The sequence below is a fragment of the Edaphobacter modestus genome (genome assembly GCF_004217555.1).
Classification (GTDB): Bacteria; Acidobacteriota; Terriglobia; order Terriglobales; family Acidobacteriaceae; genus Edaphobacter; species Edaphobacter modestus.
On sequence record NZ_SHKW01000001.1, the window covers coordinates 5,407,782 to 5,429,646 of the forward strand.

22 protein-coding genes are annotated in these 21,865 nt (G+C 60.2%); 11 read left to right on the forward strand and 11 right to left on the reverse strand.

What is annotated here, in order from left to right; translation table 11 throughout:
- The first annotated feature begins 113 nt into the window (after nucleotides 1-113).
- Both BDD14_RS22725 and xseB read left to right on the forward strand, forming a co-directional pair.
- The gene (locus BDD14_RS22725) at nucleotides 114-2,036 is read left to right on the forward strand and encodes a bifunctional homocysteine S-methyltransferase/methylenetetrahydrofolate reductase (RefSeq protein WP_130421492.1); all 1,923 of its coding nucleotides are present in this window, start codon (nucleotides 114-116) and stop codon (nucleotides 2,034-2,036) included.
- Complete coding sequence (xseB, locus tag BDD14_RS22730) at nucleotides 2,037-2,303, forward strand: exodeoxyribonuclease VII small subunit (RefSeq protein WP_130421494.1); 267 nt, start codon at nucleotides 2,037-2,039, stop codon at nucleotides 2,301-2,303.
- 23 nt (nucleotides 2,304-2,326) lie between these two features.
- Here the strand turns inward: xseB and BDD14_RS22735 are convergent, their stop codons facing one another.
- The 4 genes from BDD14_RS22735 to BDD14_RS22750 all read right to left on the reverse strand — a co-directional run bounded on the left by BDD14_RS22735 (nucleotide 2,327) and on the right by BDD14_RS22750 (nucleotide 5,871).
- A complete protein-coding gene (locus BDD14_RS22735; protein ID WP_165420204.1) occupies nucleotides 2,327-3,352 on the reverse strand; it encodes a VWA domain-containing protein in 1,026 nt (341 codons plus the stop codon).
- 25 nt (nucleotides 3,353-3,377) lie between these two features.
- A complete protein-coding gene (locus BDD14_RS22740; RefSeq protein ID WP_130421498.1) occupies nucleotides 3,378-4,379 on the reverse strand; it encodes a polyprenyl synthetase family protein in 1,002 nt (333 codons plus the stop codon).
- Nucleotides 4,380-4,469: 90 nt separating this feature from the next.
- Nucleotides 4,470-4,970, reverse strand: a complete 501-nt coding sequence (locus BDD14_RS22745; protein ID WP_130421500.1) for a YajQ family cyclic di-GMP-binding protein — start codon at nucleotides 4,968-4,970, stop codon at nucleotides 4,470-4,472.
- A 37-nt stretch (nucleotides 4,971-5,007) separates the two neighbouring features.
- Nucleotides 5,008-5,871, reverse strand: a complete 864-nt coding sequence (locus tag BDD14_RS22750) for a TatD family hydrolase (protein ID WP_130421502.1) — start codon at nucleotides 5,869-5,871, stop codon at nucleotides 5,008-5,010.
- Between the two features lie 390 nt (nucleotides 5,872-6,261).
- On the opposite strand from BDD14_RS22750, the gene BDD14_RS22755 reads away from it, so the two are divergent.
- Complete coding sequence (locus BDD14_RS22755; protein ID WP_130421504.1) at nucleotides 6,262-6,717, forward strand: cupin domain-containing protein; 456 nt, start codon at nucleotides 6,262-6,264, stop codon at nucleotides 6,715-6,717.
- A gap of 236 nt (nucleotides 6,718-6,953) precedes the next feature.
- Here the strand turns inward: BDD14_RS22755 and BDD14_RS22760 are convergent, their stop codons facing one another.
- The gene (locus BDD14_RS22760; RefSeq protein WP_130421506.1) at nucleotides 6,954-7,544 is read right to left on the reverse strand and encodes a PEP-CTERM sorting domain-containing protein; all 591 of its coding nucleotides are present in this window, start codon (nucleotides 7,542-7,544) and stop codon (nucleotides 6,954-6,956) included.
- 294 nt (nucleotides 7,545-7,838) lie between these two features.
- Nucleotides 7,839-8,849 (reverse strand): zinc-dependent alcohol dehydrogenase family protein, encoded by a 1,011-nt coding sequence (locus BDD14_RS22765; protein WP_130421508.1) that lies wholly within the window; start codon nucleotides 8,847-8,849, stop codon nucleotides 7,839-7,841.
- A 155-nt stretch (nucleotides 8,850-9,004) separates the two neighbouring features.
- Between BDD14_RS22765 and BDD14_RS33185 the strand changes: the two genes are divergently transcribed.
- Nucleotides 9,005-9,259, forward strand: a complete 255-nt coding sequence (locus BDD14_RS33185; protein WP_242618139.1) for an ArsR/SmtB family transcription factor — start codon at nucleotides 9,005-9,007, stop codon at nucleotides 9,257-9,259.
- Nucleotides 9,260-9,286: 27 nt separating this feature from the next.
- The gene (locus BDD14_RS32015) at nucleotides 9,287-9,427 is read left to right on the forward strand and encodes a hypothetical protein (RefSeq protein ID WP_165420205.1); all 141 of its coding nucleotides are present in this window, start codon (nucleotides 9,287-9,289) and stop codon (nucleotides 9,425-9,427) included.
- Nucleotides 9,428-9,479: 52 nt separating this feature from the next.
- Here BDD14_RS32015 and metG read toward each other — a convergent pair whose 3' ends face one another.
- Both metG and BDD14_RS22780 read right to left on the reverse strand, forming a co-directional pair.
- Nucleotides 9,480-11,996, reverse strand: coding sequence for a methionine--tRNA ligase subunit beta (metG, locus tag BDD14_RS22775; protein WP_130423523.1), 2,517 nt, complete (start codon nucleotides 11,994-11,996; stop codon nucleotides 9,480-9,482).
- A gap of 259 nt (nucleotides 11,997-12,255) precedes the next feature.
- Nucleotides 12,256-13,191 (reverse strand): FadR/GntR family transcriptional regulator, encoded by a 936-nt coding sequence (locus BDD14_RS22780; protein ID WP_242618140.1) that lies wholly within the window; start codon nucleotides 13,189-13,191, stop codon nucleotides 12,256-12,258.
- 55 nt (nucleotides 13,192-13,246) lie between these two features.
- Between BDD14_RS22780 and BDD14_RS22785 the strand changes: the two genes are divergently transcribed.
- The 4 genes from BDD14_RS22785 (at nucleotide 13,247) to BDD14_RS22800 (ending at nucleotide 16,487) form a co-directional block, all read left to right on the forward strand.
- Nucleotides 13,247-14,278 (forward strand): hypothetical protein, encoded by a 1,032-nt coding sequence (locus tag BDD14_RS22785; RefSeq protein ID WP_242618141.1) that lies wholly within the window; start codon nucleotides 13,247-13,249, stop codon nucleotides 14,276-14,278.
- 129 nt (nucleotides 14,279-14,407) lie between these two features.
- Nucleotides 14,408-15,055, forward strand: a complete 648-nt coding sequence (locus BDD14_RS22790) for a nitroreductase family protein (RefSeq protein ID WP_130421510.1) — start codon at nucleotides 14,408-14,410, stop codon at nucleotides 15,053-15,055.
- A gap of 2 nt (nucleotides 15,056-15,057) precedes the next feature.
- Nucleotides 15,058-15,531 carry an NUDIX hydrolase gene (locus tag BDD14_RS22795; RefSeq protein WP_130421512.1) on the forward strand — a complete coding sequence of 158 codons (474 nt, stop codon included), beginning with the start codon at nucleotides 15,058-15,060 and terminating at the stop codon, nucleotides 15,529-15,531.
- Nucleotides 15,528-16,487 (forward strand): alpha/beta fold hydrolase, encoded by a 960-nt coding sequence (locus BDD14_RS22800; protein ID WP_130421514.1) that lies wholly within the window; start codon nucleotides 15,528-15,530, stop codon nucleotides 16,485-16,487. The genes BDD14_RS22795 and BDD14_RS22800 overlap by 4 nt, the downstream gene beginning before the upstream one ends.
- On the opposite strand, the gene BDD14_RS22805 is transcribed toward BDD14_RS22800, so the two are convergent.
- Nucleotides 16,484-17,116, reverse strand: coding sequence for a UbiX family flavin prenyltransferase (locus BDD14_RS22805; protein ID WP_130421516.1), 633 nt, complete (start codon nucleotides 17,114-17,116; stop codon nucleotides 16,484-16,486). The two genes, BDD14_RS22800 and BDD14_RS22805, sit on opposite strands and share 4 nt — an antisense overlap.
- Nucleotides 17,117-17,226: 110 nt before the next feature.
- Between BDD14_RS22805 and BDD14_RS22810 the strand changes: the two genes are divergently transcribed.
- The gene (locus BDD14_RS22810; RefSeq protein WP_130421518.1) at nucleotides 17,227-18,249 is read left to right on the forward strand and encodes a hypothetical protein; all 1,023 of its coding nucleotides are present in this window, start codon (nucleotides 17,227-17,229) and stop codon (nucleotides 18,247-18,249) included.
- Here BDD14_RS22810 and BDD14_RS22815 read toward each other — a convergent pair.
- The gene (locus BDD14_RS22815; RefSeq protein WP_130421520.1) at nucleotides 18,243-18,887 is read right to left on the reverse strand and encodes a YkgJ family cysteine cluster protein; all 645 of its coding nucleotides are present in this window, start codon (nucleotides 18,885-18,887) and stop codon (nucleotides 18,243-18,245) included. The two genes, BDD14_RS22810 and BDD14_RS22815, sit on opposite strands and share 7 nt — an antisense overlap.
- Nucleotides 18,888-18,992: 105 nt before the next feature.
- Between BDD14_RS22815 and BDD14_RS22820 the strand changes: the two genes are divergently transcribed.
- Nucleotides 18,993-21,026: a glycoside hydrolase family 127 protein gene (locus BDD14_RS22820; protein WP_130421522.1), complete on the forward strand. Its 2,034-nt coding sequence runs from the start codon at nucleotides 18,993-18,995 to the stop codon at nucleotides 21,024-21,026.
- Here BDD14_RS22820 and BDD14_RS22825 read toward each other — a convergent pair.
- A complete protein-coding gene (locus BDD14_RS22825; protein WP_130421524.1) occupies nucleotides 21,013-21,843 on the reverse strand; it encodes a translation factor GTPase family protein in 831 nt (276 codons plus the stop codon). The two genes, BDD14_RS22820 and BDD14_RS22825, sit on opposite strands and share 14 nt — an antisense overlap.
- Nucleotides 21,844-21,865 lie beyond the last annotated feature (22 nt).

A 21,865-nucleotide genomic window follows, 5' to 3' on the forward strand; every position in this document is an offset into this window, starting at 1 on the left:
GCCACGACTCTACGGCAAAGTATAACAAAGCGAAGCGGTCCGGCGCCGATGCGTCAAGATTTGGAGCGCTTTGCTGTATGGCTTAAGATAAATCGGATAGGCCGGTGACCAGAATGGATCGGAAGACAGAGGGTGCGAGCGAAGGCTCGGCAGCAGTAAAGCGTTTGTTTAAAGGTGTGCCGGTGCTCTGTGACGGAGCAATGGGCACCATGCTTTACGCGCGTGGGGTGTTTATCAATCGGTGCTACGACGAGTTAAATCTCTCGCAGCCCGAACTGGTACGGGAAGTCCATATCGAATATCTGCAAGCGGGCGCCGAAGTCATTGAGACCAATACCTTCGGCGCCAACGCCTTTCGCCTGGAACATTTCGGGATTCGCGACAAGGTTCGCGAGATCAACATGGCCGGCGCACGACTGGCTCGTGAAGCGGTCAACCAGATCCGCGACAAGCAGGCGGCGGAGGCCTTCGTGGCTGGAGCGATCGGTCCTCTCGGAATCCGACTGGAGCCGCTTGGCAAGGTAGGCCTCGATGAAGCACGAGAGGCGTTTTCCGAACAGATCGCCGCGTTGACCGAAGGCGGCCCGGGCGTGGGGGTAGACCTGCTGTCGATCGAAACCATGACCTCGCTGACCGAGGCGGAGCAGGCAGTCGCTGCCGCCCGTGCCGTCGCTCCCGGCGTTCCTGTCATTGTCATGGTCACGGTGGACGAAGAGGGCAATTGTCTCGACGGAACCTCGGCCGAGATGGCTGCACGTCGACTGAGCGACACCGGCGCTGACGCCATAGGATGCAACTGCAGCGCCGGGCCTGCCACGGTGCTGAGTGTGATTGAGCGGATGCGGCCCTTGACGGAACTGCCTTTGGTCGCTATGCCGAACGCAGGAATTCCTCGCGCGGTCGAGGGCCGAACGATTTATCTGACCTCGCCGGAGTACATGGCAAGCTTCACGCGCAAGCTGGTGAAGGCCGGAGCTTCGCTGGTTGGAGGCTGCTGCGGAACCACGCCCAGCTACACCCGCGCGATGCGAGGCGCACTGCGCGCTCTCGATGCCATGGAGAGCGGAGCTGAAGTGATGGAGCGTCGCGTCGAGGCACCGACGACCCCTAAGATATCGCCACCGCCTTTAGCCCAGCGGTCGAAGGTCGGCGCCATGGTGGCGGCCGGTGAGTTCGTGTCGATGGTCGAGATTGTTCCGCCGAAGGGAATCAACTGCTCGAAGGAGATTGACGGTGCGGCCCAGATGCACAAGCTTGGCGTCGATGCGATCAACGTGCCGGACTCGCCCCGTGCGAGCGCTCGAATGAGCGCACAGAGTCTCTGTGTCCAGATTCAGCAGCACGTTGGCATCGAGACGATCCTGCACTACACCTGCCGTGATCGCAATGTATTGAGCATTCAGAGCGATCTTCTGGGAGCTTCGTCGATCGGTCTCAAAAATATTCTCTGTCTTACGGGTGATCCTCCGAAACTCGGCAACTATCCCGACGCGACGGCGGTCTTTGACGTCGATGCGATCGGCCTGGTGAACATCGTCCGCAATCTGAACTGCGGGCTGGATATCGGGAAGAACTCGATTGGAGAGTCGACGGGCTTCACCATCTCGGTCGCGGCGAATCCTGGCGTGCCGGATATCGACCAGGAGGTTCGGCGCTTCGCTTATAAGGTTGAGGCCGGGGCGGAGTTTGCGATCACGCAGCCGGTCTTTGACCTGCGTGTGCTCGAAGAGTTCCTGCGTCGCATTGAGAGTTTCCGCATCCCGATCATCGCCGGCATCTGGCCGCTGACGAGCCTCAGAAATGCTGAGTTCATGAAGAACGATCTGCGTCTCGCTGTGCCAGATGGGGTGATGACGAGGATGGCGCAGGCAGGCTCTCCCGAAGCCGCACGCGCCGAGGGTGTTCGCATTGCCCAGGAGATGCTGGCCGAGGCAAGACCGATGGTACAGGGAGTCCAGGTCAGCGCTCCGTTCGGGAAGGATAAGTATGTGGCAGCGGCGCAGGTGCTAGGGCTTACGGAAGGCGTAGGTGTGTAGATGGCGGATTTCGAACGCAAGCTGACAGACCTGGAGGCGATCGTAGAGCGGTTGGAGCAGGGTGATCTCTCGCTCGAGGAGTCCGTGCGGCTGTTTGAAGAGGGAATGAAGCTATCGGAGAGCTGCAAGCAGGAACTTGAGTCTGCCGAGGGCAGGATTCAGGTTCTGATGACAGAGGGAGGCGGCAAACTCAAAGCTCGCGATCTTGAGGTGGAGACCGAAATCGACGAAGAAGCTGATTTGGATCAGACAGACGACGAAGAATAATATGTGTCGCGATGTTGCCGAGTTTACTGAGGCTGAGAGCTTCCATCGGAGCCACTGAGCCAATAGCTTGTTCTGGCTGAGATGGTGAGTTCGGGATGACTCGGAAGGCGGACCTGGATCGGGTGCAGGCCAGGTTCAGCCGAAGTCGGTGTAAAGCTGAGCGTGTAACGGTTGCGCATGTGGCTGCTTAGAGTGGACAGTCCATCGTCGAGTTGATGCTGGTTGTCGAAACCAGCCGCTTCGCCTCCTGAAAGCGAAGCCATCTCGGCGGCAACGTTTTTTCTCATCGCACCCAGAATCATTCCCAGCGGCTCGCCCAGATCGAAGTAGGCTACATAACTTCCATTTCCAACTGTAACGGGTGGATGGGAATGGCCGCCTTCCCTCAACGAATCCTTTAGCTTTGTCTTTTGCGGAGAGAAGGTTAGGGTGTAGATCGCAGTGTTGGTCTCACCTGAGAATTGCAGAATCTCCTTCGCGGTCGTCGTGCTTCCAATGTCCGTCGGTTGAGAGATCAGCAGTATTGCACGTCGGTTTGCTGCAGGCTGTTTCGCCAAAAGAGCGAGCGCGAATTTGAGGCTGTCCATAATCGCGGCTCCGCTGTCGCCCGGATCGGGGTGATTGATAGCGTCGGTCCATTGAGCGATGTCGGAGGTGAAGGGTGAGGCAGCCTCGGGCCTGCTGTCGAAGTTGACGATCGATACCTGGTTAGGCGCTGATCCGAGCATCGCGGCCAGCATGGTTTCGAGGTTGCGATACTTGTCGAACTCGTGGACGGCGGAGCCCCCAGTCTGCATCAGGACCACCAGAGAAAGGGGCTGGTGTGTCTCGTCATCCAGCCTGACCTTCTGCGGGACGCCTTTGTCGGTCAGCAGGAAGTCTTCCGCGTGAAGAGAGTAGACGATCTCGTTCGAAGGAGTCTGGACCAGAGTAGGGACGAGGACCAGTCTTGTGGTCGTCTGGAGGGTTGACGTGTCTAGTGTGCTCTGTGCAAACGAGCTTCCTGCAATTACAAGAAACAGGACGGCCGTCAGAGACCTGCACATCATGCGCTTCATTGTAGCTAGTTTTGGATTAGCGGTCGCGGCTGGTGACGAATCCGGGGACCCACATCAGGGCCCGTTTGGCGTCGGACGGTGGCAGGTCTGCGATGGACTGCCGAGCTGCCTCGGCGTAGGCGCAGGCCGTATCCATTGCGTACTCGAGCGAACCGTGACGACGGAGAATCTCGAGAATCTGGGGATGCGAGACCGAAGTGAAGCTGCGGTCGGCCAGGACCGTGCGGATGGCCTCGCGGTCGGCTCCGGTGCCGCGTTCGAGCGCGTGAATAACGGCGAGCGTGGCCTTGCCTTCGCGGAGATCACTGGCGACCGGTTTGCCGAGAACATCTTCGGCGGCAGTCAGGTCGAGCACGTCGTCGACGATCTGGAAGGCGAGCCCGAGGTTGCGGCCGTATTCGCCGAGCTGCGATTCGATGATCGCGGCGTCGCCGAAGTCGTGCGGCGTGATGGCCGCGCCGAGCTGCATCGAGACTTTGAAGAGGCAGGCCGTCTTGCGATAGATCAGATCGAAGTACTCTTCCTCATTGATGAGGTGTCCGAGCTTTTCAATCTGGAGCAGTTCGCCTTCGACCATCTGCTGGGTCAGTGAGATCAACAGGTCGAGGACATGAAAGCTGCGTTCCTCGAGGGCTGCGGAGAAGGCCTGCATGTAGAGCCAGTCGCCTGCCAGAACGCACTTGGAGTTGCCCCAGGTGGTATTCGACGATGGGCGTCCGCGGCGGGTGTCGGCTTCGTCGATGATGTCGTCGTGGACGAGGGTCGCGGTGTGGAGCATCTCGACGACGGCGCCGAGACGGATGCGGCTGTGACCGGTCGAGCCGAGTGCCTTGGCCGCGAGCAGCAGCAACAGCGGGCGGATACGCTTGCCACCGCCGGCGATCAGGTACTGGGCAATGTCGGTGATGACGGCGACGTTCGAGGCAGATTGGCGGGAAAACTCCTGCTCGATGGCAGCAAGATCTTCGCGGAGAAGCTCGAAGACCTCGGCGGCGGTCGCAATGGAGAGAGTACTCACTCTGGAATCAGAGTAACAGGATGTTTATCGAACAGTCGGACCGGCTCGAAAATCGCACGGAAGATTTTCGAGCCGATTTCCATGCAGGGTCTAGTTCGAACGGTAGTTAGTGAACTGGAGCTCAACACCATAGTCGCCGGCACGAAGCTTGCCCATGATCTGCTGGAGGATGTCGCGATCCTTCGAGACGACGCGGACGGTGTCTCCCTGGATGCTGGCCTGAGCCTTGAGCTTGGAGTCCTTGATGGCGGCAACGATCTTTTTGGCGTTCTCGGAAGCGATGCCCTGTTTTAGCTTGATCTTCTGACGAACGGAGGAGTTAGAGGCAGGCTCGATCTTTTCGTACTCAAGGTTCTTGAGCGAGATACCGCGCTTGACGAGCTTCTGGGACAGGATCTCCTTGACCGCCTCGAGCTTGTATTCATCCTGCGAGGCGAGCTGGATGGTGTCGGTTCCCTCGAGCTCAATCTTTGACTTGGAGTCCTTGAGATCGAAACGCGCGCCAACCTCCTTCGAGGCCTGGTCGATCGCGTTTTTGACCTCTTGAATCTCTACTTTGCTGACTACGTCGAAGCTGTTGTCGGTTGCCATGTGTTTTCCTTCTCTGATTTGCTCGGGTTCTATTATGTCAGGACTGCTGAGGTTCGCGAGTGGAAGGGAAGAGGTGGTGGAAGTTCTCCGTTGTGATGGCCGCCAGTTCCTGAGGTGAGATGCCGCGCAGGGCGGCGAGGGCTGCCGCGGTGTGAGCGACGTAAGCTGGTTCGTTGCGCTGGCCGCGGAGCGGGATGGGGGCGAGAAAGGGCGCGTCGGTCTCGACGAGGATGCGGTCGGCCGGGGCGAAGGCGGCGGCGTCGCGGATGCCCTGGGCCTTCGGGTAGGTCAGGTTGCCGGCGAAGGAGAGGTAGAAGCCGAGATCGAGGGAACGGCGGGCGTCCTCGATGTTGCCGGAGAAGCAGTGCATGATGCCGGGCAGGCCTGAGGGCATGAAGTGCTCCGTGATGATGGTAAGGGTGTCGGCCCAGGCGTCGGCGGCGCCGTACCGCTGCCTGGCCTGCGGGGTGGCCAGCTCGGAGGTGCGGCAGTGAATGATGATGGGCCTGCGCACCTCGGTGGCGATCTTCATCTGGGCGAGGAAAGCCTGATGCTGGACGGGGATGTCGGGGTTTTCGAGGTGGTAGTAGTCGAGACCGATCTCTCCGACGGCTACGCAGCGGGGGTGGGCGGCGAGGCGGGAGAGCGCAGCCAGGGCGTCGGGGGTGGCGTTGTGGGCCTGCTCGGGGTGGATTCCGGCGGTGGCGTAGACGCTGGGTTGATGGTCGCCGGTGACGGTTGTGGCGAGGTCAAGCGCGAGGTGCATCTGGGAGGGGTTTTCACCGATTCCGATGGCTAGAATGGTTCTGACATCCGCGTCCCAGGCGCGGCGGAGGACCTCGTCGCGTTCGGTGGGGTGCGTGGTGTAGAAGTCGAGATGCGCGTGAGAGTCAATCAGCATGGTGTGGTTTGGGGTACCCCCCGGACTAAAGTACGCAAAGTATTAGATTCAGGCAAGTTAGCCTTGGACCTGGTGGGGAGTGCGTCCGCGGGCCTTCTGCAAAGTATGGCGGGGGAGGCGTTTTCTTCAGCTGCCGTGTCTGCCCCTCTTTTAATTTTAGCGGAGGCGGTGGGGTAAATCGGCAGTGGGGATGTGTTTCGTTTCCACGGAGATAGCAGGTTTGAGGGGTTGACAGGTTTTTCCAGTGGTTCTTTGGCACGACCGGCGTGATATTGGGATTCTTCGCTGCGCTCAGGGCAGCGCTCAGAATGGCGGGCTAACGGTTGCGGAAGCTGCAGGATCTAGGGGAGTTCTGCGCGGAAGGTCAGGTTTTCGGTTAGGATGGCGGGCATGAGAGATTTCAATCGTCGTGATCTTTGTATTGCCCTGTCGGCGCTGGCGGCAGCGGGGAGTCTGACGTCGGAGGGAGAGGCGCAGGCGAAGTCGAATGAGGTGCTGTCGAAGTCGCAGTCGTGGACCTTCGACTCGCTGCCGGTGAAGCATAACGCAAACGGCGGCGCCAGCCGGGCGGTGGTTCAAGGAGTTCTGGCGACCGGTGAACCGGTCGAGTTGCATGAGACGACGCTGCCGGCGGGCCAGATGCCGCATCCTCCGCACAAGCACCGGCACTCGGAGTTCATCTTCATTCGCGAGGGCGAGCTGGAGGTGGACAGCAACGGGACGAAGAGCCGCCTGGGGCCGGGCGGGGTGATCTTCAACGCGTCGAACGTGATGCACGGGTTGAAGAATGTGGGGACGACTACGGCGAATTACTTTGTGATTGCGATCAGCCGTGCGGATGCGTAACGAGAAGTATGGTCTGCCGCGGGTTTAAAGTTCCTCTTCGTCAGCGACGGTTGCGGCATTCGATCGACCGCGCTCAAGGAAGGCTCTGAGCCCTTGCCCTTGAACAGAGCGGTTCGCGCTTTGCGCGAATGCGAATGGCCCACTCATGCGATGAGACCGCATGAATGGGGCACCCACCAGCACCGAGACGCGCGATGAGCTGCGCGCACGGTTTCGGTCGGTTTTAAGACAGACTTCTAGTGAGTCGACTCCATGCGGCTACGCCTGATTGCTGCGAATCCGAGGAGACCGAAGACGCCTGTGGCGAGCAGGACCAGACTGGAAGGCTCTGGAGTTGCGGCAGTTGCCGTCTGCGGAGTGATGGTCAGGGTGTAGGGGACGGGAGGCCCTTCTGGTTGACCAGGAAACACTCCCACTCCAATGAGTGGATAGGTGCCGGGGATGAAGGTTGTCTCGAGATCAAACGGATTGAATGGATCGAATGGATCGGCTGGTACGAGAATGGTGCTGACGAGCCCGGGACCCTGGAACTGAAGCATTGGATATCCGAAGATCGCTTCGGGGACGTAGAGCTGAAGTGTAGTAAATGGGGAGGGGTTGGAGTTGAAGCCTACCCCTAGGGGATAGCCTGGGATGCCGTCGATGGTGGCGGAGGCGCCTATGTATATGAACTCGAGCTTCGGAAAGGTGTTGGTGGCGGGATACGAGTAGGAGATGGTATGGCCTCCGCCAGTGAGGAGGAAGTCGTCGATTGTGTCGGCGTGGGCGGCGAGAGGAAGAGCCAGCACCGAGGCAAGGACAGCGAGACCGAAGAGGGATCGATGCATAAAGGTTCTCCTGACGAGTACGCTCGGAAAGCGTAGAGCCTTGCAGGATACGAGTCAACCAAGTGCCTACTGGAAAAATAGACCTCAGGGGCTGAAGCCCCTTTCCATTTGTGTGCAGCTATGGCACGGCTAAAGCCGTGCCCTTAAGCGAGGCGGTTCGAGCTTTCGCTCGAATGGCCCACTCATGTCGCGATACTACTGCGCCATGAATGGGGCACCCGGCACCAGGCTTCGCTCAGGATGACACTTCGTTTTCAACAAAGCTTTGTGATGATCTCTGTTTTTAGTGATCGCTTAATCGCGGACGCGGATGACGATCTTGCCGAAGGCTCCGCGTTCGAGGTGATCGAAGGCCTTGCTGGCTTCGGCGAAGGGGTAGACGGTGTCGAGGACGGGATGAAGTTTGAGCTCGTCGAACTTGCGCAGCATGTCTTCGAGGGCGCGGCGGGGGCCGACGGAGATGCCTCGAAGGATGCCGTGCTTCTGGATGAGACCGAAGAGAGGGATGGTGGCGTCGAAGCCGTCGATGATGCCGATGATGGAGATCTGGCCCTGGGGCTTGATGGCCTTGATGGAGCGGGCCAGGTTGGGGCCGCCGACGACCTCGAGGATCTGGTCGACGCCCTGTTTGTCGGTGAGAGCGAGCGCTTCCGTCTCCCAGTCGGGTGTCTTTTTGTAGTTGATGGTGTGGGTTGCGCCGAGGGCTTTGGCGCGCTCGAGTTTCTCGTCGCTGGAGGAGGTGACGATGGTGGTGGCTCCGAGGGCGGAGGCGATCTGAAGGCCGAAGAGGGAGACTCCGCCGGTGCCCTGAACGAGGACGGTCTGGCTGGATGTGAGGCCGCCCTTTTCGACGAGGGAGTACCAGGCGGTGAGAGCGGCGCAGGGAAGGGCGGCGGCCTCGTCGTTGGTGAGGTAGGCGGGCGCGAGGGCGAGGGCCTGCTCGGTGAGCACGAGATACTCGGCGAGGGAGCCGGGGATGACGTTGCCGAGGGTGTAGAGAGTCTCCTTGCCGGTGGGCTGGCCATCAACCCAGCGGGTGCAGTAGTTGGTGACGACGCGGTCGCCGACCTTGAAGCGAGTGGTATCGGCGCCGAGAGCGACGATCTCGCCGACGGCATCGGCGACCTGAGTCATGGGGAACTCGAGGTGCGGGTTGTAGCTGCCGTCGTAGAGAAGCTTGTCGCGATAGTTGAGCGAGACCGAGGAGATGCGAATCAGGGCCTCCCCGGGGCCGGGCGTGGGCTGGGGAATGTCGTTGAGTACGAGGTTTTCGCGGCCAAAGGCCTGGAGCTGCCATGCTTTCATATCTTCTCTTCGATCCTCTCCTGGTCAATTCGAATATAGTCGAACTATCGTACAATTCGAACTATGGACGAGGCGCCGCCGCTTTGTCAACTTTGAGGGGAGTGAAGGTCTTGCCAATCTTTCTGCCGAGAGAGCCAACGAGGAAGGAACTGTCGTTGGCGACGGTTCTATATGCGCTGAGCGATGAGGTGCGGCTGGGAATCGTGCGCCAGCTTGCGGTGGGCGGCGAGCAGCCGTGCGGGGTGTTCGAGGTGGACCGGCCGAAGTCGTCGCTGTCGCACCACTTCAGGGTGCTGCGGGAGTCGGGTGTGGTGGCGACACGGAAGGACGGGAAGACCCTGATGAATACGCTGCGTCGGGAAGACCTGGACGCTCGGTTTCCGGGGTTGTTGAAGGCTGTGTTGCGGTAAAGCGGTCCGCGCTGTGCGCGAAGATGAATGTTTGCCTCGACCGGTGGCTGCGGTGGCCCGAGCGAAATACAGGGATTCTTCGCTTCGCTCAGAATGACGGGAGTGGCGGAAAAGGCGGGTGTGGCGGAGGACTCGATTCCCTCGGCTGCGGCGCTCCGCGGCTTTTGATCGGGCTGAGAGACGGGCGGCGCACCTGATCGATGCGCCGCTTTTTCCTTGTCTACTTGAGGCGGGAGCCGAGCTCGATCTCGTCGGATTCCGCGAAGGTGGCGAGGATGGGCTTGCCGTCTTCGCCGTGCGAGGCGGCGAGGAGCATGCCGTGGGATTCGAGGCCGCGCATCTTGCGGGGCGCGAGGTTAGCCACGATGATGATGCGGCGGCCGATGAGGTCTTCGGGGGTGTACCACTGGGCGATGCCGGAGAGAATCTGGCGCTTCTCGTAGCCGAGGTCAACTTCGAGACGGAGCAGCTTGTCGGCCTTGGGGATGCGCTCGGCGACGAGGACCTTCGCGACGCGGAGCTCGATCTTGACGAAGTCGTCGATGGCGATCTGTTGCGTGTCGGAGGCCGCTGAACCTGCGAAGACGCCGGAGGCGGGGGCCTCGGAGTGTGGGGCGGGAGGCCTGGCCAGCTCGGGAACGGGGGCGGAGGATGCTCCGACCTGCGTGCCGGGGTTTTCGTGGGGAAGGAGGCTGGTGCGCGGGGCGGCTCCGGGGTGAGTGGGGTCGGAGGGCGCGGGTGCGGTGTGGGTGGTCTTCTCGTCGACGAACTTCGAGGGTGTGGGGGGAGTCGAGCTACCGTTCTGTTCGGCGTCGGTCATGATCTGGATGAGTCCTTTATCGGCGCGGGGGAAGATGGGGCCAAGCTGGCCGAGTTTGGTTCCGGGCTTGAGGCTGCCCCAGGTGAGGTCGTTGAGCTCGCCGTTGCGCGCTGCGGCTTCGATGTCGCCGAGACCGAGTTGGTCCCAGACCTTGGCGGTGGAGTAGGGCAGGACGGGGTAGAGGAGCGCGGTGATGATGCGGATGGACTCGGCGGCTGAGTACAAAACCTGGCGCAAAGTAATTATGGCGTCGGTCGAATCGAGCTTCGCGAGTTTCCAAGGGGCCTTTTCGCTAATGAACGAGTCCGTGGTTCCAATAAGGCTCCATACAGATTCCAGCAATCTGCCGAAATCGTTCTCTTCGAAGGCTTCGTTGGTTCGTCCGAGAACTACACCTACAGAAGAACGAATTGCCTCATTAAGAGGGAATGAAGTCTCATCGTTTTCTAGAGGGGGTACAGGAGCATAACCACTCAATCTTCCAACTGCCTCACCTGTACTAAAGTATTGGCGGATCATCGACAGCGTGCGGCTGACTAGGTTGCCGTAACCGTTGGCGAGGTCGGAGTTGTAGCGCTGGACTAGGGCGTCGAAGCTGAAGGAGCCGTCCTGACCGAAGGGAATCTCGCGGAGGAGGAAGTAGCGGAGGACGTCGGAGGCGAAGAGGTCCTGCTCGGCTTTGGTTGGTGGTGGTGGCGGCTCGGGGGACGCAGATCCCTCCACTCCGCTTCGCTCCGGTCGGGATGACACGGTGTTGGAAATGGATGACGCGGTGCTGGACGTGGATAACACCGGTTTGGGGGTGAGCAGACTGCCGAAGGCGTCGAGGATGGTTTCGGTGCGGACGATGTTGCCGCGCGACTTCGACATCTTGGATTCTTCGAAGAGAAGCCAGCCGTGGGCCTGGACTTTTTTCGGCAGAGGGACGCCCGCGGCCAGCAGGAAGGCAGGCCAGTAGACGCAGTGGAAGCGAATGATCTCCTTGCCGACGAGGTGGAGGTCGGCGGGCCAGAACTTTTTGTACTGCTCTTGCTGCGCGGGATCGTCGGAGCCGTAGCCTACGGCGGTCATGTAGTTGGTGAGGGCGTCGAGCCAGACGTAGATGACGTGCTTCTTCGTAGTCCTGGAGGCGGCGGGCTCGGGGACGGGGATGCCCCAGTCGAAGGAGCTGCGCGAGATGGAGAGGTCCTTGAGGGCTCCGGGGACGTAGGGATTGCCCTTGGAGGAGAACCGCAGGTCCTTCGACTCGGCGGCTTTGCCGCCTTCGCTCAGGATGACACCTTCTGTAGATGAAGCGGCGGCGACGTTGCCGCGGAGGAAGCTGAGGACTTCGTTGCGTCGGGCTTCGGGCTCGATGCGGAAGGCTTTGGGGTCGTCTTCGTCCGCTTCGATTCTGTCGATGAGTTCGGCCTGGTAGGAGGAGAGGCGGAAGTAGAAGTTCTCTTCGGTGACGGTCTCGGTGGGTTTGCCGTCGGGGCCAATCGTTCCGGGGGGGCCGTCTACGAACATCTCCTCGCCGACGGAGTACTGGCCGGTGTAGGTGTCGAGGTAGATGTGGCCGCGCGAGTAGAGCTCGGCGAAGAGGCGCTGGACGCCCCGGGTGTGGCGCGGCTCGGTGGTGCGGATGTAGTCGTTGTAGGTGATGCCCATGCGCTGCCAGAGCGAGCGGAACTGCTCGGAGACCTGGTCGGCGAAGCGCTGCGGGGGGATTCCGGCGGCCTCGGCGGAGCGCTGGATCTTCTGGCCGTGCTCGTCGGTGCCGGTGAGGAACCAGACGTTGTCTGTGCCGAGCAGGAGGCGCTGGCGCCGGGCGATGACGTCGGCCGCAATGGTGGTGTAGGCGTGGCCGATGTGAGGGCGCGCGTTGACGTAGTAGATCGGGGTGGTGAGGTAGAACTTTTTCTGTGCGTCGGACATGAGTGAAGTAAAAGCCAGTTTAGCAGGGTGAGCGGGAGCGCTCTGGAGAGGCTTGCGCTGGCTGGTTGCGTCGGCTGAAGCCGTACGTGCAAAGCAGTGCGGTTCGAGCTTCGCTCGAATGCCCACCTCAGGCGCGATGAAACTGCGCCGAAGATGGGCACCCGGATGGGTGAGGTTCGATGGGAATGGGGTGGGGACAGGAGACACTACATCCCGGCAAGGCGGAAGAGAATCTGCCGGCACGCGGATGTGTCGGTGTTCAGTCGGTGATGGCGACGGAGTCCGAGTCGGCGTCGGCGGTCTGCGGCTGGTCAGCTTCGGCGGCCTGCGCGGTGCGGGCGAGGTTGAGGTGCTTCTCCATGGTCTGGCGGGCGAGGACGGGATTGCGCGAACGGATGGCCCGGAAGATCTCGCGATGCATCTCGGCGGACTCCTTGAGGTCCTGGGCGTTCTGGACGGTCTTGGAGCGGTACTCGTAGAGGTTGGCGGTGATGGTCTCCATCAGTGCGCCAAGGATGGGATTGCCGGCGGCCCGGGCGATGGTGCGATGGAAGCGCACGTCGTGGATGAGATATTCCTGCGGGTCGCTTAGGGAGGCGTACATTTCAGCGACCTCTTCGGCGAGCTCGGCGACGTGCTCGTCGGTGGCGCGCTCGGCGGCGAGGGCCGCGACGGAGGACTCGAGGACGAGCCGAGCTTCGAACATCTGCCAGGGGAGAAAGCCGTGGAGGGCTCCGAGGACAGAGAGGGAGCTGGAGTCGAGGGCGGGTGGGCCGCTGGAGACGAAGGTTCCGGCGCCGTGGCGGCTTTTAAGTACGCCCATGGCGGAGAGGAAGCCGATTCCGGCACGAAGGCTGGAACGGCTGATTTTGAGCTTTCGGGCCAGCTCGCGCTCGGGGGGAAGGCGGTCACCGGGTTTGACCTCCCCGGAGGAGATCAGGGAGCGAACGTGCTCGACGACCTGCATGGTGAGCTGGCTGTGCGGGGTTGCGTCGGTGACGGCCTCATTTTTCACTTCGGAACAGACTCCTCCCTCAGGAAGTGGGAGAAGGGTAACACGGAGGGTGGGGGGACCGCTAAGACTCGGAAGGTATAGGAGGACCACACGGGAGTAGATGAAACGCAGGTCCGGCAGATGCGTCGAAGAGTATGGGGGAGTGTGGCGGGTGCCGGGCGGAATGAGATGCGCGGACATGCGCAGGCCCGCCGTGTACTAGACTTGAGTCGTCATAAGGAGGAGAAGCGTGCGGGTGCCGGATTGCAGACCGATTGTGAGGCGCTGGAGTGTAGGAGTGCTCACGGCAGTGTTGGCGTGCGGTGTGGCTAGCGGAGAGAAGTGTACGACGCAGTCCGCCATGACGGACACCGACCGCAATGCTCTGGCGGGCGCGGGTCGGGCGATGGCGGAGAAGGTTCTGGCGAATGATGCTGCAGGACTGCAGGCGATAACGATTGCGGAGTACGCGCAGAATTTTGGAGCCATTCAGGCTGCGGTGGGGAATGCATCGGCGAAGGTAAAGGGAGCGACGCTGGTGGTGGAGCAGGTTTATCTGCTGGATGCCAGCGACATGAAGCCTGGCCCGGACGGTAAGCCGGGAAATGCGCAGTTTCTGTGCACGCTGAACCGGTCGATTGCCGAGGCGGATTTTTCGATCCCATCGCTTCCAGCGGGTAAGTATGGATTTGTGATCGTCGAGGCGCGCGGAATCGCGGCTCCGTGGCGCCTGTCGTTTTTGATGGAGCAGGTGCAGGGGCAGTGGCAGATGGCTGGCTTCTATCCCGGGGCGATGACGGCGGCGGGGCGTGATGGGCTGTGGTACTGGACAGCGGCGCGTACGATGGCGAAGAGCAAAGAGCAATGGAATGCGTGGCTCTATTACCGGCAGGCGGAAGCTTTACTGAATCCATCGGGACTGATCCTGAGCACGCACCTGGAGAAGCTGCATAACGAGCAGGCTTCAGCAGCTCCGCCTGCTTTGTCGGGCGGAATCAGCATGGAATCCCCGCTGGTGGTGAAGGGAGCCGATGGGGTGGAGTATCACTTTATCGGGCTGGGTGTGGACGATTCGCTGGCGACGGACAAGATTGACGTGATGGCTCACCTAAAAGTGGAACAGATTGGCGATGCAGTGGCGGCGAGAAAGCGCAATCTTGATGCGATGAGTGCCTTGCTGGGGGCTTATCCCGAACTGCGCAAGGGATTTCATGGTGTATGGATTGTGGCCGAGGTCCAAGGGCAACCTCCTTACGCGACAGAGCTCGCGATGAACGAAGTTCGTTAGGGGCTCGCGGCCTCGGGTTAATTCCATGCGGGCAAGATGCTATCTTGAAGACGCCTTTGCCTTTGCAACGTGCGGGGAAGCCCTGCGGGCGAAAGACGACATCCTAAGTAAAGAAACCAATAGGGAACGATGGCAGATACCAGGAAGACCTTAGCCCAGGCAATAGCGGAGAGGCGGGCGACGCCCAGCTTCGACGGAACTCCGATTCCAGCGGAAGACCTGAAGCAGATTCTTGATGCCGGTCTTCACGCGCCGAGCGGGTATAACATGCAGCCGTGGCGATTCGTCGTGGTTCAGTCGCCCGAGCAGCGAAAGAGGTTGCGGGCGGCGAGCTACAACCAGGCCAAGGTGGAAGAGGCCTCGGCGGTGATTGTGGCTTGTGGGGACGCCGACGGCTGGCGCAAGGACGTGGACCTGATGCTCCAACTGGGCCGTGAGGGCGGAATGCCGGAGAGCTACGCGGCGCAGGCAAGCACGAGCGTCTCGAATTTCCTCTCCGGATTCAGCAGAGAGCAGATGCACGGATGGTTGAACAAGCATGTGATGATTGCCTTGACGCACATGATGCTGATGGCCGAGGTGATGGGATACGACACGGCTCCAATGGAAGGCTTCGAGCAGGATAAGGTTCATGAAGTGCTGCGTCTGCCGATGAGTTACTGGGTGGTGGCTCTGCTGGGGATCGGACATCTCAAAGGGCCGGATAAGTACAACGGCGGACGATTCGAGATCAGTCACACGGTCTTCAGCGAAGAGTTTGGCAAACCGCTGAAGTGAGCATGGACACGGAGGCGGCAAGGCAAGGGCGCGAGTATCCTCAGGCGCCCATTGTGGGGGTTGCGGCTGTCGTGGTGTGTGGGGGGAAGATTCTGCTGATCCGCCGCGGACGTGAGCCGCTGCTGGGCGCCTGGTCACTGCCGGGAGGTGCGCTGGAGCTGGGCGAGACGACCGCAGAGGGCGTTGTTCGCGAGATCTTCGAAGAGACAGGGGTCGAGGCGCGGCCAGTGCAGATTGTTGCAACTCTGGACCGCATCGTTCGCGACGAGGAAGACCGGGTGCGCTACCACTATGTTCTGGTGGAGTGGCTTTGCCTGGCGGAAGACGATGCAGCACCCCTGGTATGCGGCGACGATGCAGTCGAGGCCCGATGGGTGACTCGGGACGAGATTTTTTTCGGCAGCTATGATCTCGACGAGACTACACTGGGCGTCATTAAACGAGCCCTTGGGCTCGTGGAGACGATGGCGCGATGAAGATCCTGGGGCGTGCCTTGCTGATCCTGGTCGTGTTTGCGGTTGCGTGCGGCCTGATCTTCTACTTCAACCCGCTGTGGGTAGCCGATCAGCAGATGCGTCTGCATCTTTGGCGTGAGGGCGTGAAGAGTAAGTATGTCGAGGCGGGCGGATACCGGCTGCATTACTTTGAAGCCCAGCCGCAGAAAGGTGGAGGAGAACCCCTGCTGCTGATTCACGGCCTGGGTGCGCGTGGCGAGGACTGGTCGAATATGATTCCAGCCATGGCAGCACACGGGTTCCATGTCTATGCACCGGATCTTCCGGGATACGGAAGGTCATCACGGCCGAAGGATGCGGATTATTCGATCGCGATGGAGGAGGCCGCGGTCGTGGCATTTGCGCAGGCGGTGCATCTGCCACACGCGTTTGTCGGCGGATGGTCCATGGGCGGATGGGTGGCGATGAAGATGGCGGTCGAACATCCGGAGATGGTGGATCGGCTGGTGGTGTATGACAGTGCCGGGGTCTATTTCCCGGCTGATTTTGGAGCGGAGCTGTTTGTGCCTGTCGATTCGCCGGGGATTGCGCGTTTGTTGAAGGCGCTTACCCCTCACCCGCAGACGATGCCTCCGTTTGTGGCGCGGGATGTCCTGCGAAAGTTTGCCCGGAATGGATGGGTGACGAAGCGCAGCATGGCTGCGATGACGACTGGACGTGATCTGCTGGACTTTCGGCTGCATGAGATTCGCCAGCCCACGCTGGTGGTGTGGGGATCGGAGGACCACCTGATTCCACTGGCGGTGGGAAGGCGGATCCATGAGGGGATTCCGAACTCGTCGCTCAGCATTGTGGAAGGGTGCGGGCACCTGGCTCCGCTGGAGTGCTGGCAGCCTGTGTCGGAGACGACGGAGATGTTTCTGCACGCGCAGCCTCCGATGGAGCGTGGCGAGAGAACTCTCGCGGCTTCGCGCTAATCTTCTAATCTTTCGTCAGCGCCCCACTGATAAGCTCCGGGTTGTGGAAGGCCAATGTGTGCGAGTACGCGGTGTACGAACTGCTGCGCCATCTCCGTGGTGCTCTGCGGATGGTTATAGAGCGTAGGGATTGCGGGAAAGATGGTTGCTCCTGCCTCGGCGGCGAGCTGCATGTTCCGCAGATGAATGCGGTTGAAGGGGGTTTCGCGGACGCAGAGCACGAGCGGCCGGCGCTCCTTGAGGCACACATCGGCGGCGCGATGAATGAGGTTGGAGGCTAGGCCGTTGGCGATGGCGGCAAGCGTTCCCATGGAGCAGGGAAGCACGATCATGGCGCTGATGGGGTAGCTGCCGCTGGCGATGCTGGCGCCGATGTCGGAGTCGGCGTGTCGGCGGAGCTTTGTGCAGGGAGAGCCGAGAAGTTTTTCCGCAAGGTCGTTGCGGCCGCTCAGGCCAAGCTCTTCGGCGAAGACGCGGAGAGCGCTCTCTGAGGCGACGAAGTGAATCCGGGAGACGCGATCGTCGCTGGCGAGAGCGCGCAGCATCTCGGCGGCATAGAGGCTGCCGCTGGCCCCGGTAACGGCGAGGGTGATGTTGTGCGCGGCTGGAGGATGTTCAGGCACAGCCATGATTATCGCTTAGGAAGGAAATCGGGCGGTGGCACGGAGGCTCCTGGATGCGATAAAAAGTTAATAGGAGCCGTTTTTAGAGAGCTTGCGGCGAAGGGATCGAGAAGCCGATGAAAAGTCGACCAGGGTGCGTTATCGCCGCACTATGTGCTGTCATGTTTGCTTCGTTGCCAGGACGGAGAGCAGAGGCTTCGGTTGCCTTGCTGATGGAAGAGCCATATGGGAAGTTTGGCGCGTTCAACCCGACCGGGCACGCGGCGATGTATCTGAACCATGTTTGCGCCGAAAGCCCTACGGAACTTCGAATGTGCCACGACGGAGAGTATGGCGTGGTGATCAGCAGGTATCACAAGATGGATGGATACGATTGGATCGCGGTTCCACTGATTCCTTATCTCTATGCGGTCAACTCGATCGACGAGATACCGGTGACGGTGGATAAGGCGCAGGTGGCAGAGCTGCGGGATGCCTATCGTCGTGCGCACCTGGAGAGGCTGGCTCCGGATACAGACAAGGGAGCGGCGCCCAAGGGCGAGTGGGCGCAACTGGTGGGAGCCTCCTACGACCGGACGATCCATGGGTTCCAGGTGGAGACCACGCAGGAACAGGATGAGCGGTTTATCGCTTATGTGAACGATAGGAAAAACGTCGGGCACTTCAACCTGTTTCTCCATAACTGCGCGGACTTCTCGCGGGTTGCGCTGGATATGTATTTTCCGCATGCGATCCATAGAAACTTTATTGCAGATGCGGGACTGACGACGCCGAAACAGGTGGCGCGCTCCCTGGTGAGCTATGGGAAGAAGCATCCTGAGTTGAAGATGACAGCATTCGTCATTCCGCAGGTACCTGGCAACATGCGGCGAAGCCATAGCGTGGATGGGGTTGCCGAATCGCTGGTGAAGAGCAAGAAGTACATTATTCCTCTGGTCGCGCTGAACCCTGAGGTTTCGGGTGCGATTGTGGTGGCGTACCTCGTCGATGGACGGTTGAAGATGCCAAAGGACGCTATGGTGTTCCAGATCGACGATGTGGAGGTCACGGACTCGGCGGTCGATCGCGCTGCTACACCGGCCGGAACCAGAACTGCTCTTCGCTTACCGACGGCAGGAACAGGGGCGCAGAATCACTGAGGGTCTTTTGAATCCTGGAGTGCACAGGCGACGATGGTTTCGCCACAGACGGCGTGCGCTGCGTTGAAGGCCTCGTTGCTGGCGGCCTCCTGCGAGGGAATCGTGGGATCGAGCTCACAGGAGGCGATCTCTTCGGTGATGGCCGTGATGTAGCAGAGCTCGCAGGTGGCGAGGTTGCCTTCGGGTGTACGCATGGGCGGCCCGAAGGTGCGGCAGACGATAGGGCGGTGCTCGTAGAGGTCGCAGGTGCCGGTGGTGGGATCGAGGACGGGGCAGGGCTCGTTGTCGCCGATGCTGTCTTCGGATTCGTCGGCGAAGAGGAGGGAATCTTCGTAGTCCTCGTTGAGAATGCCGGTTGCGAGGTCGCCGGGGAACAGTGGGGCGAGGCGGGCGAGGGACGAAGCTACTCGGCTGCGGATGCGGGCGACGCGCTTGGGGTCATGTCGGTCGAGTATGCGTAATCCTTCGCGGAGGCGCGCGGCGTCCTGATGAGAGATGGGGAAGATGCCGTGGCAACACTGAGTACAACCGGGGCGACATGCGAGATGATGGCCGCTGCGCTGGCTGGATGAGGCGAGGGCGGCATCTACGATCTGGACGAGATTTGCGTCGTCGCAACCGTCGACTTCTTTCAGCATGGAGCGCATCCTCATGATCACTTTACTGCAAAGGCAGCTAAGGCTCGACGAGAGTACGTTGCATCTATAAGATGCGGAGTCGTGGTGATCCTGAGAGGTGCATTGATGTCTGATCTGGTTTCGCGGCGAAACTTTCTTGCCTCTACAACGCTGGCTGCGGCTGCGGTTCTCGCCGCACCGCGTCGCGCGCATGGAATGCTTGTTGCACCGGAGACAAAACCCTTTGCCGACTGGAAGATGAAGCCGGTGATGGATTTCTCCAGGTCTCCGTATGCGAAGTTGCGGCAGGTGCCTGTGGCCGCGGTGACGGTGACCGGGTATTGGGCGAGCAGGCGAAAGACAAATGTTGAGAGCAGTATTCCGAGCATGCGTGAAGAGATGGTGCAGCATGGGCGGATGACGAACTTCGAGCGTATGCAGGGGAAGTCGAAGGAGCCGCAGAAGGGTCCCATGTATTCGGACTCGGACATGTACAAATGGACGGAGGCGGTGGGGTACGTGCTGCAGTCGGAGGCGCAGCCGGATTTGCGGAAGGTGGCGGATGCGCAGATACGAGAGATCGTGGCGGTGCAGGAGCCCAGCGGATACCTGAATACCTATTACATCGAGGACCGGAAGCCGCTGCGGATGCAGCAGCATACGCAGGAGGTGGGCCATGAGCTCTATAACATGGGTCACTATCTGCAGGGTGCGATTGCCTATTACCGAGCTACGGGCGACCCCACGATGCTGAATGCGGGGATACGGTTTGTAGATGACTTTCTGCTTCCGAACTATGGACCGGGAGCTACGCAGACGCCGATTGTGTCGGGACATCCTGAGATCGAGATGTCGCTGATCGAGCTGTATCGTACGACGGGAAACAAGAAATATCTGGAGCTGGCGGGGTATATTCTGCACGGCGATACGCGATGGACCATCAAGCCGAGTGCCATTGTGTATATGTATTGCGGAATTCCGTTTCCACAAAGAACGAAGCTCGAAGGACATGCCGTGCGGGCGATGTATGCCTGTTGCGGGGCGACGGACTACTACCTGGAGACTGGAGATCCGGCGTACTGGAAGACGCTGGAGGGTCTCTGGCAGGATCTGGTGAAACATCAGCTCTATGTCACGGGCGGAGTGGGGGCTCGAGCAGAAGGCGAAGCGTTTGGCGATGCGTATGAGCTGCCGAATGCGCGCGCCTACGGTGAAAGTTGTGCAGCGATCGGCAACATGATGTGGAATGCTCGCATGCTGGCGGCAACCGGCGAGGCGCGGTTTACCGATGTGATGGAGCGGGCGCTGTACAACGGTATCAACTCCGGCATGTCACTGGACGGAAAGCTGTATTGCTACCGCAATCCATTGGCTTTCGAGCCGGCGACGGGAGATGTGATTCGTAATCCGTGGTACGACACCACCTGTTGCCCGCCAAATATCGAGCGTACCTTCGCATCGTTGCCCGGGTACTTTTACAGCACCAGCAAGGATGGGATCTATGTGCACCTGTACGATGCTTCCGAGATGAACTGGCATCTGGAAGATGGCACCGGCCTGAAGATCGTGCAGAAGACGGAGTATCCGTGGAAGGGCGATGTCGAGCTGACGGTCTCTCCTGCAAAGCCGCATGAATTTACGGTCTACCTGCGTATACCGAGCTGGTCTGCGAAGAACGACGTTCGCGTCAATGGAAAGGCCGTGGACGGGGCAAAGCCGGGAGAGTATCTGGCTATTCGCAGGACCTGGAATGCGGGGGACAAGGTCGAACTGGCGATGGACATGGCGCCGCGGTTGCTGCAGGCCAACGCCGCCGTAATGGAGGACGTTGGCAAGGCGGCCATGCAGCGCGGCCCCGTGGTGTTCTGCATGGAAGGCGTCGATCAGAGAGCGCAGAACCAGGGCTTGAATCTCTCGAATCTTCGGGCCGATTTAAAGGGCGAGACGAAGGTTCGGTTCGAGCCGGAGATGCTGGGAGGCGTGGTCGTCCTGGAACATCCAGGTCGAGTCATGACCGAACAGGCAGGCGATCTTTACCGTGTTGGTGTTGCCGGAGCAGGCGAGAATACGGCCACGATGCTTACCCTGATTCCTTACTATGTGTGGGCCAACCGCGCTCCTTCTGCGATGCAGGTTTGGATTCCGTTCAGGGAAGCTTGAGTGGGGATGCTTCGTACCGCTTGAATTGCATGATGCAGGTAACGTGGGTTTGGAGGAACGACTGAATATCAGCCTCGTAGTGGAGCATCGTACGTAACGGAACCGTAGCCTCGATGAGGTGGATATCGTTGACTGTTTTCATTCCCTCGACTCTTCCTTGTCGATGATTGAGGTCCTGGATGATGGCCCCCATCACCTGCTCGGGGTATGAGATTTCGACACTCATCAACGGTTCGAGAAGGACGGGCTTTGCCCTTCTGGCGGCTTCCTTGAGAGCCATGGAAGCCGCGATCTTGAAGGACATTTCATTCGAGTTGGTCTCGTGAAAGCTGGCGTCGAGGAGCGTCGCTTTGATACCAACCAGTTCATTGCCTGCAAGAACGCCTCCGAGCATTGCGTCCTGAATCCCCTGATCGATAGCGTGAAGAAACGGCGCGGGTAATCTGTTGTCGCCGAGTTCGTTTGAGAATTCGTAGCCTTCGTCCCGACTCCTCGGCTCGATCAGAATTCTGACCTGAGCATAGTTGGATGGGCGAATGTACCTTCCTTCGGCCTGGGCTTCAGCACGAATGCTTTCGTAGTAGATGACCTGGGGCTCGCTTAGCTCAGCTGTGACAGCTGTGTCGTGCAAGACGCGATCGATAAGCTGGCGCAGTTGCCGCTCACCCTCGCCGGCAACTACAACGTGCCCTGATTCAGGATCGGTTCGATGGCTGAAGGTTTTATCGAGCTGCGAGAGCTCCGCGAGAGCAACATCGATCTTCCATCGATCCATGTTGCTCTTCGCGTAGATCGTTATCGCAAGAATCGGCCTCATGAGGTCAACTCACATTTAGACC

Excerpts from the sequence above, each read along its gene's own strand:
- BDD14_RS22725 (WP_130421492.1), top strand. The coding sequence starts at position 114 with ATGGATCGGAAGACAGAGGGTGCGAGCGAAGGCTCGGCAGCAGTAAAG.
- xseB (WP_130421494.1), top strand. The coding sequence starts at position 2,037 with ATGGCGGATTTCGAACGCAAGCTGACAGACCTGGAGGCGATCGTAGAG.
- BDD14_RS22735 (WP_165420204.1), bottom strand. The coding sequence starts at position 3,352 with ATGATGTGCAGGTCTCTGACGGCCGTCCTGTTTCTTGTAATTGCAGGA.
- BDD14_RS22745 (WP_130421500.1), bottom strand. The coding sequence starts at position 4,970 with ATGGCAACCGACAACAGCTTCGACGTAGTCAGCAAAGTAGAGATTCAA.
- BDD14_RS22750 (WP_130421502.1), bottom strand. The coding sequence starts at position 5,871 with ATGCTGATTGACTCTCACGCGCATCTCGACTTCTACACCACGCACCCC.
- BDD14_RS22755 (WP_130421504.1), top strand. The coding sequence starts at position 6,262 with ATGAGAGATTTCAATCGTCGTGATCTTTGTATTGCCCTGTCGGCGCTG.
- BDD14_RS22760 (WP_130421506.1), bottom strand. The coding sequence starts at position 7,544 with ATGCATCGATCCCTCTTCGGTCTCGCTGTCCTTGCCTCGGTGCTGGCT.
- BDD14_RS22765 (WP_130421508.1), bottom strand. The coding sequence starts at position 8,849 with ATGAAAGCATGGCAGCTCCAGGCCTTTGGCCGCGAAAACCTCGTACTC.
- BDD14_RS32015 (WP_165420205.1), top strand. The coding sequence starts at position 9,287 with ATGTTTGCCTCGACCGGTGGCTGCGGTGGCCCGAGCGAAATACAGGGA.
- metG (WP_130423523.1), bottom strand. The coding sequence starts at position 11,996 with ATGTCCGACGCACAGAAAAAGTTCTACCTCACCACCCCGATCTACTAC.
- BDD14_RS22780 (WP_242618140.1), bottom strand. The coding sequence starts at position 13,191 with ATGTCCGCGCATCTCATTCCGCCCGGCACCCGCCACACTCCCCCATAC.
- BDD14_RS22790 (WP_130421510.1), top strand. The coding sequence starts at position 14,408 with ATGGCAGATACCAGGAAGACCTTAGCCCAGGCAATAGCGGAGAGGCGG.
- BDD14_RS22795 (WP_130421512.1), top strand. The coding sequence starts at position 15,058 with ATGGACACGGAGGCGGCAAGGCAAGGGCGCGAGTATCCTCAGGCGCCC.
- BDD14_RS22800 (WP_130421514.1), top strand. The coding sequence starts at position 15,528 with ATGAAGATCCTGGGGCGTGCCTTGCTGATCCTGGTCGTGTTTGCGGTT.
- BDD14_RS22805 (WP_130421516.1), bottom strand. The coding sequence starts at position 17,116 with ATGGCTGTGCCTGAACATCCTCCAGCCGCGCACAACATCACCCTCGCC.
- BDD14_RS22810 (WP_130421518.1), top strand. The coding sequence starts at position 17,227 with ATGAAAAGTCGACCAGGGTGCGTTATCGCCGCACTATGTGCTGTCATG.
- BDD14_RS22815 (WP_130421520.1), bottom strand. The coding sequence starts at position 18,887 with ATGCTGAAAGAAGTCGACGGTTGCGACGACGCAAATCTCGTCCAGATC.
- BDD14_RS22820 (WP_130421522.1), top strand. The coding sequence starts at position 18,993 with ATGTCTGATCTGGTTTCGCGGCGAAACTTTCTTGCCTCTACAACGCTG.
- BDD14_RS22825 (WP_130421524.1), bottom strand. The coding sequence starts at position 21,843 with ATGAGGCCGATTCTTGCGATAACGATCTACGCGAAGAGCAACATGGAT.